We start from the raw sequence: 12,510 nt of genomic DNA on the forward strand, positions 1-12,510 counted from the left end.
CGAACGCTGCGTCGCACCGATGATACGCTCGTCTCGGGCAGGGCGGACGTTCAACTCCTGTTGCAAGCGGTGCCGACATGTTCACTAAGATCCTCATCGCCAACCGGGGCGAGATCGCCTGCCGGGTCATCGAGACCTGTCGTCGGATGGGCGTACGCACCGTCGCCGTCCATTCGGACGCGGATGCGCACTCCAAGCACGTCGCGATGGCCGACGAGGCCGTGCGGCTCGGCCCGCCGCCGGTCTCCGAAAGCTACCTCAAGGGCGACGCGATCATCGCCGCCGCGCGCGAGACGGGCGCGCAGGCGATCCATCCCGGCTATGGCTTCCTCAGCGAGAACCCCGATTTCGTCGAGGCGGTGGAGGCGGCGGGGCTTACCTTCATCGGGCCGAGCGCGAAGGCGATCCGGGCGATGGGCCTCAAGGACGCCGCCAAGAAGCTGATGGAGGAGGCGGGCGTCCCCGTCGTCCCCGGCTATCACGGGGAGGAGCAGGACCCGGATTTCCTCGCCGCCGAGGCGGAGAAGATCGGCTATCCCGTGCTCATCAAGGCGCGCGCGGGCGGCGGCGGCAAGGGGATGCGCAAGGTCGACGATCCAGCGCAGTTCCGCGCGGCGCTGGAAGGCGCGCAGCGGGAGGGGCAGGCGAGCTTCGGCGACCCGGCGGTCCTGATCGAGAAATGGATCACCACGCCCCGGCATATCGAGATGCAGGTCTTCGGCGACGGCACGACGGCCATCCACCTCTACGAGCGCGACTGCTCTTTGCAGCGCCGCCACCAAAAGGTGATCGAGGAGGCACCCGCCCCCGGCATGACCGAGGAGGTACGCGCCGCGATGGGGGCGGCCGCGGTACGCGCGGCGGAGGCGATCGGCTATTCCGGCGCGGGCACGGTAGAATTCATCGTGGACGGCTCGGACGGACTGCGGCCCGATGGCTTCTGGTTCATGGAGATGAATACCCGCCTCCAGGTCGAGCATCCGGTGACGGAGGCGATCACGGGTCTCGACCTCGTGGAATGGCAATTGCGGGTGGCGAGCGGCGAGCCCCTGCCTATGGTGCAGGAGGAGGTTCCGCTCAACGGTCATGCCTTCGAGGCGCGGCTCTATGCCGAGGATGCGGCCAACGACTTCCTGCCCGCGACCGGCACGCTCAGCGCGCTGCACTTCCCCGACGGGGTGCGCGCCGATAGCGGGGTCCGGGCGGGCGACGAGATCACGCCGTTCTACGACCCGATGATCGCGAAGATCGTGACGCACGGACCCACGCGGGCCGTGGCGCTCGGCGCGTTGCGTGATGCGCTGGAGCGGACGGTGGTGGCCGGGTCGGTGACGAACCTGCCCTTCCTCGCGGCGCTGACGCGGCATGACGGCTTCGCGGCGGGAGAGGTCGATACCGGCCTGATCGCCCGCGATGCGGAGGCGCTGACCTCGGTACCCGAGCCCACGCCGGAAATGATCGCGACGGCGGCGGTGGCGCTCGCCTGTCTCGACACGATGCCGCCGCGGGCCGGTTTCCACCTGTGGACTCCGCTGGTGCAGACGCTGGCGATGGACGGCTACGAGGCGCGGATCACAGTGCTCGGCCAAGGCGCGGTCGATGTGGAGGTCGCGGGCGTGACCGTCGCGATGCGCGACTTGCGCCGCGACGGCTTCGAGGTCGCCAGCTCCGCGGGTAGGTTCCTCGTCGCGGTGGATGGGGATATGGCCACGCTCTTCTCCGCTGCCGTGCCGCACCGGTTCCTGCGCCACGATCCGCTGCGGGCGGGCGAGGAAGGGGCTGGGGGCGACGTGCTGGTCGCGCCGATGCCCGGTCTCGTCAAGGCCGTGCATGTCGAGGCGGGCGCCGAGGTCGAGAAGGGCGCGGCCCTTATCGTCATGGAAGCGATGAAGATGGAACACACTTTGACCGCCCCGCGCGACGGCACCGTCGCGGAACTGGCCGCCGCGGTCGGACGGCAGGTCGGCGACGGCGACATCCTGCTGCGACTGGAGCCCGAGGATGGCTGAGCGTGTCCGCCTGTTCGAGGTCGGCCCGCGCGACGGGCTGCAGAACGAGAAGCGCCTGATCCCTGCGGCGGACAAGGTCAAGCTGGTCGACATGCTGTCGGCCACGGGTCTGAAGCATATCGAGGTGACGAGCTTCGTCAGCCCCAAATGGGTGCCGCAGATGGCCGATGCGGCCGAGGTGATGGCGGGCATCCATCGCCACGGCGCAATCCGCTACGCCGTGCTGACCCCGAACATGCGCGGGCTCGAGGGCGCGCGGGCGGCGCAGGCGGATGAGGTGGCGGTCTTCGTCTCGGCTTCCGAAGGGTTCAGCAAGGCCAATATCAACGCCACGCGGGCCGAGAGCCTCGACCGGATCCGGCCCGTCGTGGCGGCCGCACGGGAGGCGGGCTTGCCGGTGCGCGGCTATGTTTCTTGCGTCACCGACTGCCCGTTCGACGGCCCGGTCGCGCCGCACGATACGGCGCTGATGGCGCGCGCGCTGGCGGAGATGGGGGTCTACGAGGTCAGCCTCGGCGATACGATCGGAAAGGGAACGCCGCGTTCGGTCGCCTACATGCTGGACGCCGTGCTGGAGGCGGTGCCCGCGGACAGGCTGGCAGGCCACTTCCATGACACGGACGGGCAGGCACTCGCCAATATCGACGCGAGCCTGGCCAAGGGCGTGCGGGTCTTCGACGCTGCGGTCGGGGGCCTCGGCGGCTGTCCCTACGCACCGGGGGCATCGGGAAATGTGGCAAGCGAGGCGGTCGTGGCCCATCTTGCCGCGCAGGGGTTCGAGACGGGCGTGGACGCGGACGCGCTGGCCCGAGCGGGGAACTTTGCGCGCAGTTTGAGGGAGAGTTGAGATGGTGCGTTTGCTGATGATGGTCATGCTGTGGGCGGGGATCGCCCAGGCACAGGCGCAGGACGACCCGATCGAGCGCTGGCTGGCGGGGGAGGAACTGCCCGCCCTGCGCGAGATCGCGGCGCAGGCCGAGCTCGGCGACAGTTGGGCGCGGCTGTTCCTCGGCGTGGTGGAGCACATGTCCGAGCTTCACGGCGAGGACACGCTCGCACTGGATCGTGAGGAGCGGATCGCCCTCTGGCGCCAGCCAATCGGCGTGTCGGGCACGTCCTGGCTGGGCGCCAGCGACGACCCGTTGGTGCCGCTGCTGCTCGACCTCGACACGGTCGATACCCAGCCCGACACGGTGATGCGGTTCTGGGACATGGGAGAAATCCGCCTGGCGCGCGAGGCCCTGCGCGCGCAGGCGAAGCGAGAGAAGTTCGATCTGGTCGCGCGCAGCGTCGAACTGGTGCCGGACCTCCTGCCCTCGATCGCGGGGCGGGCACCCATGGCTCCTCCGGTGCCGGAGCTCGACCTGATGGACGATCCCGATGCGGCTATCCTGCGGGCGCGCTGCGGATCCGACTGTGCACCAGCCTGTCTGGACGCGCTCTACGAGGCGATCGGAGGTCATGCGGGCTTGATGCAGCTTGGCACACCGCTCGCCGCCCTGATCCCCGAGGCCCAATGGCGATCGAGCGTCCGCGCACGGATGAGTGTCGACGGTCTGATCCGGCAGCGCGACGCCGACTTGCCGGACTGCGCCGCATGAGCTGGGAGACGCTGAACCTCTCCACCGACGATCGCGGTGTCGCAACGCTGATGCTGGACCGGGCGGAAAAGCACAACGCCATGTCCGCCGCGATGATCGGCGAGTTGTCGGAGGCGGCGCACCAGCTTGGCGCGGATGAGGATGTGCGCGCGGTTGTCCTGACCGGGGCGGGCGAGAGCTTCTGCGCCGGCGGCGATCTGGGTTGGATGCGCGCGCAGTTCGATGCCGATCGCGCAGACCGCATCGCGGAGGCGGGTCGGCTGGCGGCGATGCTGGGTGCGCTCAACACGATGCCCAAGCCCTTGATCGGCCGGATCAACGGGCAGGCCTTCGGCGGCGGTGTCGGCCTGATGGCGGTCTGCGACGTGGCCGTTGCGGCGGATCACGCGATGTTCGGGCTGACCGAGACCCGGCTGGGTCTGATCCCTGCGACGATCTCGCCCTACGTCCTGGCCAGGATGGGCGAGGGCAAGGCGCGCCGAGTCTTCATGTCGGCCCGCCGGTTCGATGCGGCCGAAGCCGTGCGACTCGATCTGATCGCCTCCGCTGTTTCCGGAGAGGAGCTGGATGCGGCGGTGGAGGCCGAGGTCCGACCCTACCTGTCCGCCGCCCCCGGCGCGGTCGCCGAGGCCAAGGCACTGGCCCGCGCGCTCGGCCCGCGCATCGACGAGGACGTCATCGCGATGTCGGTCGAGCGGCTCGCAGATGCGTGGGAGGGCGAGGAGGCGCGCGAGGGAATCGCTGCCTTCTTCGACCGGCGCAAACCCGTCTGGTCGCCGAAATAGATGCAAAGACCGAACTGATCCCTTTGCAAGTAGTCGCAGCGCTCCATCTTTCTTAATCGAAGTGGCGTTGCGGAGAGCAGTCATGAATGTCGCGATCGTGGGGGCGGGTCTGGCAGGGCTGAGCTGCGCACGCGTGCTGCACGACGACGGCCTTGCCGTGCAGGTGTTCGACAAGGGCCGTGCGCCCGGTGGCCGCGTTTCGACGCGGACCAGCGAGGCCGGGACGTTCGATCACGGTGCCGCGATGCTGCACGGCCTTCCTGCAGATTTCATCTCGATTCACGCCGCCACTCTCTCATCGGGCGCGGAGGCGGTGAACCCGGCCCCGGTGGCGAACGCGCTGCCCCGGTCGATGGCCGAGGGGCTGGACGTGACGCAGTCCGCGAAGATCACTGGCATCACTCGGGAAGATGCCTGCTGGTCGCTCTCCTTCGAGGATGGCTCCACGCGGCACGCCGACCGGCTGGGCATCTGCATCCCGCCAGCACAGGCGAAAGCGCTGCTGCCGGAGGATGTCGCGTTCGAGATCGCCGCCGAGATGCGGCCTCAGTGGACCCTGATGGCCGCTTGCCGGACCGGGACCGATCGCGATGTCATCCAACTGGGCGACGGCCATGTCGCACGGCGGCAGGGTGGAAGCGATCCCGAACGCTGGGTCGTGCAGGCCGATGCCGCCTGGTCGGCCGACAATGTCGATACCGCGCGCGACGTCGTGCGTGACCTGTTGTGGCAGGCGTTCCGGACGGTGACCGATGCCGGCGGAGCCCACTATCTGGCGATACATCGCTGGCTCTACGCGCGCACCCGTACCCCACTCGACGCGCCGTGCCTGTGGGATCCAGAGGCCGCCATCGGCGTGGCGGGTGACTGGTGCCTTGGGGATACTGCGGGCGATGCCGTGCTGAGCGGTCGTGCCCTTGCAAAGGAGATGCTGACATGAGCCCTCTCGACGATCCGCGTTTCGCAACCCTCCGCGCCGACTGGGAACAAATGGTCGAGCGGCGCCTGCCGCACGCCGCGCGGTCCCGCCATTGGCCGGTCTCGAACGACACGCCCCTCGGGGACATCCTGCTCAGCGCCATCACCGGGCAGCGGGTCGGCAAGGGCGAAACCATCGATGCCGCGATCCTGCCCGATTCGGTCCTGGAGGACGCGCTGGAACTGGGGGAGGCGGTGCTGGAAGGCGCGGCCGACCTGCCCGGCCTGAACCGGCCTCGGGTCAGGCAGGCGATCGGACATGCCAATGCGCCGAACGCGCTTGACGCCCCCGCGCCCCGCGGATAAGTCAGCACCCGTTGTGGCTGGGTAGCTCAGCTGGTTAGAGCGCGCGACTCATAATCGCGAGGTCGGGAGTTCAAGTCTCCCCCCCGCCACCACAACCCCCCTCTTCTCCGGAACGATCGACGTTGTGGACTTGGAACGCAGCGCGCGGGTCCTAAATGGCGACGGGAAACACATCCCGAATTTCGCGAAGGAGATTTCGCATGGCACAGAGCGGTTCGAACCCGGCCCCCGCAACCACGACCAAGAGCACGGATGATCTGGCCAAGCAGGTCGATGCGCTCAAGGCCGATATCGCGGCCCTGACCGACACGATCACCAAGCTGGGCAAGGAAAAGGCCACCAGCGCGAAGGAAGAGGTCGAGCTGCGCGCGCAACTGCTCAAGCAGCAGGGCGTCGATGCGGCCAATTCCGCGCAGGACGAGCTGACCCGCCTGACCGGCGAGGCGGAGCGTGCGGTGCGGGAGCGCCCCGGCGCGGCACTCGCGATCGCGGCGGGCATCGGCCTCGTGATCGGGCTGCTCAGCGGCCGGAAATAAGCCATGCTGCTGGCGGCAGTCTCACGTCTCGGCGCGACGCTCGAGATCAAACGGCGGCGCGCCGTCGGCGCGATCCTCGGCGGGTTCTTCCTGCTGCTCGCGCTGCTGTTCGGGTTTTCGGCGGTCTGGATCTGGGCGGCGGCGCGTTATGGCGCGGTGGGCACCAATCTGGTCTTCGCGCTGATCTTCGCGATCATCGGGGCCGCGATCCTGGTCCTGGGCCGGCCCCGCCGTCCCGCGCCAGTGCTGGTTCCCCCCGTCGCCCCCGTGGCGGCACCCGCGGGCGGTTTGGTGCCCAGCCTGCTCGCAGCCTATGTTGCGGGGACACAGATCGGGCGCGCCGTTCGCAGGTAGGGGCGGATCGCCGTCAGAACCGGTGGCCGACCCGCGCGGGGTCGATCGGCTGCGAGGCCAGCGCCAGGACAGCCTGTCGCAGATGTTCCGTCAGATCGGGCATATGTGCAAAGCGGTGCGACAGGCTCGCACCGTCCAATGGCTTGCCCACGGTCACGTGGATCGGTCCGTCCATCTGACGGGCGAAGCTGCCGATCTGAAGCGCGTGGCGCAGATTGGGATGCACGAAGCCCGCCCGGTGAAACATCTGCCCATGATGGCCCGCGACATGCAGCGGCAGGATGGTCGGCCGCGCGGACCGGACCAGCTTGCCCGTGAAATGGCTCCACCGGCCCTCGGCGGGCGGGGTGCCGGGGGTCGGTGAGCTTTCGGTCGCCCCGGCGGGAAAGACGGCGACCACACCGCCCTCGCTCAGGATGCGTGTCGCAGTTCGACGGGTGGCGAGATTGCGGGCCTGCCCTTCGCGGCTCTTGTCGAAGCTGATCGGCAGGATGACGTCGCGGATCGGCGGGGCGGCCAGGAAGACTTCGTTAGCGACGATGTGGAACGGTCGCCCGGTCCTCGCCAGCAAGTGCCCCACGGCCAGCGAATCGGCGAGGCCGAAGGGATGGTTCGCGATGACGAGCAGGGGCCCGTGCGACGGCACCTCCTCGCCGGTGATCCTGATCGACAATCCGAAAAGGTCGGGGAGCGCCAGCCAGATGTCCGGTTGCCGGTCGAGCGCCGCAGGCAATCGCGCGAGACGTCTCAGAACCGCGATCCGCCCGGTCAGGTTCTCCACCACGCGGATCGTCGCGCGGCCCAGCGGCCCGCGCGCGATGGAGGCATAGGTCAGGTCGCGGGCACGCAATGTCATGCCCGCGATCCTGCCATGATCAGGTCAGGTGCGCACGCAGCATCCAGGCGAATTTCTCATGGATGCGGCCGCGTTCGATGGCGAGGTCCTCGGTCAGCGGGTCGCGCTGCTCGGTCGCGAGATCGGCAAGCTCGCGCAGGCCCGCGGCGACGGTTTCCTGCGCCTTGGCGAGGTCCTCGACCATTTCGAGCGCGGGCAGGACCTTGGTCGCCTCCTCGATATTGGAGCGTTCCAAGAACTGCTTGTAGCTGCCCTCGGAATAATCTCCCAGAGCGCGGATCCGCTCGGCGATGTCATCCTGCCCGGCGAAATGATCGCCGTAGATTTCCTCGAACAGCGCATGGAGCGAGCCGAATTCGGGGCCGGTCACGTTCCAATGATAGAATTGCGCCTTCATCGTGGTGACCGAGGTATCGGCGAGCGCGTTGTGCAGCCCCTCGACGATCGCGGTCTTCTCGTTCGTGTTCAATTCATGTGCAGTATCGGCCATCGGATTGCTCCATAGGAAGTTTAGAATAATTCCAAGGTAGGGTGTCGACCCGCCGGATCAACACCCGCCCAGATGGCAACGTGACACGAGAACGCCGGTTCCGATTACTCCGCGGCCTCTTGATAGGCGTCGAGCGGCGGGCACGCGCAGACGAGGTTCCGATCGCCATAGGCGTTGTCGACGCGATTGACAGGCGCCCAGTACTTGTCGACCCGGAACGCGCCCGCGGGGAAACAAGCTTGTTCCCGGCTGTAGGGCCGATCCCAGTCGCCTACGAGGTCTTCCATCGTGTGCGGCGCGTGGGCGAGCGGGTTGTTATCCCGGTCCAGCGTGCCGTCCTCGATGGCGCGCGCCTCCTCCCGGATCGAAAGCATGGCGGCGATGAAGCGATCAAGCTCGGCCTTCGGCTCGCTCTCGGTCGGCTCGATCATCAGCGTGCCCGCGACCGGCCAGCTCATCGTCGGCGCGTGGAAGCCGTTGTCGATCAGGCGCTTCGCGACATCATCGACGCTGACGCCCGCCGCGTCCTTCAGCGGGCGAGTGTCGATGATGCACTCATGCGCGACATGGCCGGAGGTGCCGCGATAGAGCACGTCATAGGCGCCCTCCAGACGCTTGGCGATGTAGTTGGCGCTGAGGATCGCGACCTTGGTTGCCTGCGTCAGCCCCTCTCCCCCCATCATGGCGCAATAGGCCCAGCTGATCGGCAGCAGAGAGGGCGAGCCGAAGGTCGCGGCACTCACCGCGCCCGAGCCGCCCTCGTTCACATGGCCCGGCAAGTGCGGTGCGAGATGCGCGCGCACACCGATCGGCCCCATGCCTGGACCGCCGCCGCCATGCGGGATGCAGAACGTCTTGTGCAGGTTCAGGTGGCTGACATCTGCGCCGATCTTGCCCGGCTGGCTGAGACCCACCATCGCGTTGAGGTTGGCCCCGTCGAGATAGACCTGCCCGCCATGCGCGTGGGTGATCTCGCAGACCTCCGTCACCGTCTCCTCGAACACGCCGTGGGTGGAGGGGTAGGTGATCATGCAGGCGGCGAGGCGGTCTCCCGCCTCCTCGGCCTTGGCGCGGAAATCCTCGACGTCGATATCGCCGCGCTCGGTGCATTTCACGACGACGACCTTCATGCCGACCATCTGGGCGGAGGCGGGATTGGTGCCGTGCGCGTTGACCGGGATCAGGCAGACGTCCCGCTGATCGTCGCCATTGGCCGCGTGATAGGCGCGGATGGTCAGGAGGCCCGCATATTCCCCCTGTGCGCCGGAATTGGGCTGCATCGAGATCGCGTCATAGCCGGTGATCGCGCAGAGCTTGTCGCTCAGATCCTCGATCAGGGCCGCGTAGCCGAGCCGCTGGTCGGCCGGGGCGAAGGGGTGGATGTCGGCGAATTCCGGCCAGCTGACCGCCATCATCTCCGCCGTCGCGTTCAGCTTCATCGTGCAGGAGCCGAGCGGGATCATCGCGCGGTCGAGCGCGAGGTCACGGTCGGCGAGACGGCGCATGTAGCGGGTCATCTCCGCCTCGGCCCGGTTGTGGTGAAAGGTAGGGTGGGTGAGGTAGTCGGACTGCCGGATCAGCGCCTCGGGCAGTCGGTAGTCGGCCTCACCGTCCTTGCCGCCGAACACCTCGATCAGCGTGGCGATCTCACTGTCCCAGACCGCCTCGTCCAGCGCGATGCCGATCTGCGTATCGCCGACGCGGCTCAGGTTCAGACCCGCCTCGCAGGCGGCGCGCAGGATCGCCTCGCGCGCGGCGCCGACCTCGACGGTGATGGTGTCGAAGAAGGTTTCAGGCACGATGGCGTAGCCCGCCGCCTCCAGCGCGGAGGCGAGGCGCGCGGCCTTCAGGTGCACCTTCTGCGCGATGGCCCGCAGGCCGGACGGCCCGTGGAACACCGCGTACATGCTCGCCATCACGGCCAGCAGCGCCTGCGCGGTGCAGACGTTCGAGGTCGCCTTCTCTCGCCGGATGTGCTGCTCGCGTGTCTGCAGGGCGAGGCGATAGGCCTTGTTTCCCCTCGCGTCGATGGACACGCCCACGATCCGGCCGGGCATCGAGCGCTTGTAGGCGTCGCGGCAGGCCATGTAGGCGGCGTGCGGTCCGCCCGCCCCGAGCGGCACGCCGAAGCGCTGCGTGTTGCCGATGGCGATGTCCGCACCCATCTCGCCCGGCGATTTCAGCAGGCACAGCGCCAGCGGGTCGGCGGCGACGACGGCCAGGGCCTTCGCCGCGTGCAGCCGCTCGATGACCTCACCGAAGTCGTGGCAATGCCCGTGCGTGCCGGGATACTGGAAGATCGCGCCGAACACCGCCTCCGCGTCGAGGTCCGCGAAGGGATCGCCGACGATCACCTCCCAGCCCAACGGCTCGGCCCGCGTACGGATCACGTCGATGGTCTGCGGGTGGCAGTGGTGATCGACGAAAAAGGCCGTCGCCTTCGACTTGCCCGCCCGCTGCGCCAGCGCCATCGCCTCGGCCGCCGCCGTCGCCTCGTCGAGCAGCGAGGCATTGGCGATCTCCAGCCCCGTCAGGTCGGCGATCATGGTCTGGTAGTTCAGCAGCGCCTCCAGCCGCCCTTGGCTGATCTCGGGCTGGTAGGGGGTGTAAGCCGTGTACCAGGCCGGGTTCTCGAAGATATTGCGCGCGATGACCGGCGGTGTGACCGTGCCATGATAGCCCTGACCGATCAGGCTGCGCTTGACCGTGTTGCGCGAGGCGAAGCCGCGCAGCGCCCGCAGCGCCTCCTGCTCGGACAGCGCCGCGCCGATCTCCAGCGGGTCCTGCTGGCGGATGCCCTCCGGCACGATCCGGTCGATCAGTGCGTCGAGGCTGTCCGCGCCCAGCACCTCCAGCATCTCGGCCATTTCCTCCGGCGAGGGCCCGATATGGCGGCGATTGGCGAAATCATAGGGGGCGTAGTCGGTAGGGGTATAGGGCATCGCAACGGGTCCGGTCATGATGTGCCCCGGACGCGCGCGTCCGGGGTGGGAAGGGGTCGGCTCAGCCGATGAACTTCTTGTAGGCGTCCTCGTCCATCAGCCCGTCGAGCTCGGACGGATCGTCGAGTTTCATGCGGAAGAACCAGCCATCCTCCAGCGGGTCCTCGTTCACCAGGCTCGGGGTCTCGACGATTTTGTCGTTCACCTCCGTGATCTCGCCGTCGAGCGGGGCCATGATGTCGGAGGCGGCCTTGACGCTCTCGATCACCACGATCTCGTCATCCTTGGCGACCTTGGTGCCCGGCTCGGGCAGTTCGACGAAGACGAGATCGCCGAGTTGCGCCTGCGCGTGTTCGGTGATGCCGACGACGACCTCGTCGCCGTCCAGCCGCAGCCATTCATGCTCTTCGGTATATTTGAGGGCCATGTCCTACCTCTTGAAACGATGGGGTACGAAGGGAAGATCCGCGATCGCGACAGGCACGTAGCGCCCGCGCAGATGCGCGAAAAGGGTATCGCCGGGCGCCATGTCGGCGGGCACGTAGCCCATCGCGACCGGCCCGCCGACGCTGGGGCCGAAGCTGCCGGACGTGACCATGCCGATCGGCGCGCCGTCGGGGCGGATATGCAGGGTCGTGCCCTGCCGGATCGGCGCGCGCCCCTCGGGCCGCAGGCCGACGCGCCGCCGCTTCGGGCCATCGCGCAAGGCGGACTGGATCACCGCGTCCCCGGCGAAACCACCCTCCTCGCGCCGCCGCTTCTGCATGGCCCAGGCGAGATCGGCCTCGACCGGATTGGTCTCCGCGTCGATATCGTTGCCATAGAGGCAGAGCCCCGCCTCGAGCCGCAGACTGTCGCGTGCGCCAAGGCCGACGGGCGCGACGCCCTCCTGCTCCAGCAAGGCCTCGGCCAGCGTCTCCGCCTCGTCCTTCGCGACCGAAATCTCGAATCCGTCCTCGCCGGTATAGCCGGAGCGGGTGACGATGCAGTCGCCTTCGATCAGCGGCAGGACGCGCGCGTCCATGAACCGCATGTCGCGCACCGCGCCGTTGAGTGCGGCAAGCGCCGCCTCCGCTCCCGGTCCCTGCAGCGCCAGCAGCGCGCGGTCGATCCGCGTGACCGAGGTTTCGGCCGAGATGTGCGGAATGTCGTGATCGGCCCGCGCGGCGTTGACCACGACGTAATGCCAGTCGCCCATGTTCGCGAACATCAGATCGTCGAGGATGCCGCCATCCGCCGCCGTCAGCAGGCCGTAGCGCTGCCGGCCCGGTTTCAGTTCGGCGACGTTGACCGGCATCAACCGCTCCAATGCCGCGACCCGGTCCGGCCCGTCGAGACGCAGCTGCGCCATATGGCTGACGTCGAACAGACCGGCTTTCTCGCGCGTGTGCAGATGCTCCTGCATCACGCCCATCGGGTACTGGACCGGCATCTCCCACCCGGCGAAGGGCACCATCTTGCCACCCAGGCGCAGGTGGAGATCGTGCAGCGGGGTACGGCGCAAATCGCTCATGCCGAGGCCTCCTTCGGATTGGCGCAAATACTCCGGCGCGTCATCGGCATCGGGCGGTCGAATCGGGTCATGGCGAGGCCCCTCATAGCATCCGGCCGCAATCCATCGTGCGGCGTCCGATGCCCCCTCTGTCCTTTCGC

13 protein-coding genes and 1 tRNA gene are annotated in these 12,510 nt (G+C 68.2%); 9 read left to right on the forward strand and 5 right to left on the reverse strand.

Going from position 1 to position 12,510, the window contains the following annotated elements:
- The first annotated feature begins 77 nt into the window (after positions 1–77).
- The 9 genes from RX333_RS04930 to RX333_RS04970 all read left to right on the forward strand — a co-directional run bounded on the left by RX333_RS04930 (position 78) and on the right by RX333_RS04970 (position 6,569).
- Entirely contained in the window at positions 78–2,009 is a 1,932-nt protein-coding gene (locus RX333_RS04930; RefSeq protein WP_316013811.1) for an acetyl/propionyl/methylcrotonyl-CoA carboxylase subunit alpha, read from the forward strand.
- The gene (locus RX333_RS04935) at positions 2,002–2,856 is read left to right on the forward strand and encodes a hydroxymethylglutaryl-CoA lyase (protein ID WP_316013812.1); all 855 of its coding nucleotides are present in this window, start codon (positions 2,002–2,004) and stop codon (positions 2,854–2,856) included. Before RX333_RS04930 ends, RX333_RS04935 begins: the two co-directional genes overlap by 8 nt.
- A 1-nt stretch (position 2,857) precedes the next feature.
- Positions 2,858–3,610, forward strand: a complete 753-nt coding sequence (locus tag RX333_RS04940) for a hypothetical protein (RefSeq protein WP_316013813.1) — start codon at positions 2,858–2,860, stop codon at positions 3,608–3,610.
- The gene (locus tag RX333_RS04945) at positions 3,607–4,395 is read left to right on the forward strand and encodes a crotonase/enoyl-CoA hydratase family protein (RefSeq protein WP_316013814.1); all 789 of its coding nucleotides are present in this window, start codon (positions 3,607–3,609) and stop codon (positions 4,393–4,395) included. Before RX333_RS04940 ends, RX333_RS04945 begins: the two co-directional genes overlap by 4 nt.
- Positions 4,396–4,477: 82 nt before the next feature.
- Positions 4,478–5,335 (forward strand): NAD(P)/FAD-dependent oxidoreductase, encoded by an 858-nt coding sequence (locus tag RX333_RS04950; RefSeq protein WP_316013815.1) that lies wholly within the window; start codon positions 4,478–4,480, stop codon positions 5,333–5,335.
- On the forward strand, positions 5,332–5,679 hold the full coding sequence (locus RX333_RS04955; protein WP_316013816.1) for a hypothetical protein: 348 nt from the start codon (positions 5,332–5,334) through the stop codon (positions 5,677–5,679). The genes RX333_RS04950 and RX333_RS04955 overlap by 4 nt, the downstream gene beginning before the upstream one ends.
- Positions 5,680–5,694: 15 nt before the next feature.
- Positions 5,695–5,771: transfer RNA gene (locus RX333_RS04960), tRNA-Met, on the forward strand.
- 108 nt (positions 5,772–5,879) lie between these two features.
- On the forward strand, positions 5,880–6,215 hold the full coding sequence (locus RX333_RS04965) for a glycine zipper domain-containing protein (protein ID WP_316013817.1): 336 nt from the start codon (positions 5,880–5,882) through the stop codon (positions 6,213–6,215).
- Between the two features lie 3 nt (positions 6,216–6,218).
- Positions 6,219–6,569, forward strand: a complete 351-nt coding sequence (locus tag RX333_RS04970) for a hypothetical protein (RefSeq protein WP_316013818.1) — start codon at positions 6,219–6,221, stop codon at positions 6,567–6,569.
- Positions 6,570–6,582: 13 nt separating this feature from the next.
- Here the strand turns inward: RX333_RS04970 and RX333_RS04975 are convergent, their stop codons facing one another.
- The 5 genes from RX333_RS04975 to gcvT all read right to left on the reverse strand — a co-directional run bounded on the left by RX333_RS04975 (position 6,583) and on the right by gcvT (position 12,370).
- Positions 6,583–7,425 (reverse strand): 1-acyl-sn-glycerol-3-phosphate acyltransferase, encoded by an 843-nt coding sequence (locus RX333_RS04975; protein WP_316013819.1) that lies wholly within the window; start codon positions 7,423–7,425, stop codon positions 6,583–6,585.
- Positions 7,426–7,444: 19 nt separating this feature from the next.
- A complete protein-coding gene (locus RX333_RS04980) occupies positions 7,445–7,915 on the reverse strand; it encodes a DNA starvation/stationary phase protection protein (protein ID WP_316013820.1) in 471 nt (156 codons plus the stop codon).
- Positions 7,916–8,019: 104 nt separating this feature from the next.
- Positions 8,020–10,857, reverse strand: coding sequence for an aminomethyl-transferring glycine dehydrogenase (gene gcvP / locus RX333_RS04985; RefSeq protein WP_316013903.1), 2,838 nt, complete (start codon positions 10,855–10,857; stop codon positions 8,020–8,022).
- A gap of 61 nt (positions 10,858–10,918) precedes the next feature.
- Complete coding sequence (gene gcvH, locus RX333_RS04990) at positions 10,919–11,284, reverse strand: glycine cleavage system protein GcvH (protein ID WP_316013821.1); 366 nt, start codon at positions 11,282–11,284, stop codon at positions 10,919–10,921.
- 3 nt (positions 11,285–11,287) lie between these two features.
- Positions 11,288–12,370 (reverse strand): glycine cleavage system aminomethyltransferase GcvT, encoded by a 1,083-nt coding sequence (gene gcvT / locus RX333_RS04995; RefSeq protein ID WP_316013822.1) that lies wholly within the window; start codon positions 12,368–12,370, stop codon positions 11,288–11,290.
- Positions 12,371–12,510 lie beyond the last annotated feature (140 nt).

Origin of the sequence: Roseobacter sp. HKCCA0434 (genome assembly GCF_032464675.1) — a bacterium.
GTDB lineage: Bacteria > Pseudomonadota > Alphaproteobacteria > Rhodobacterales > Rhodobacteraceae > Pontivivens.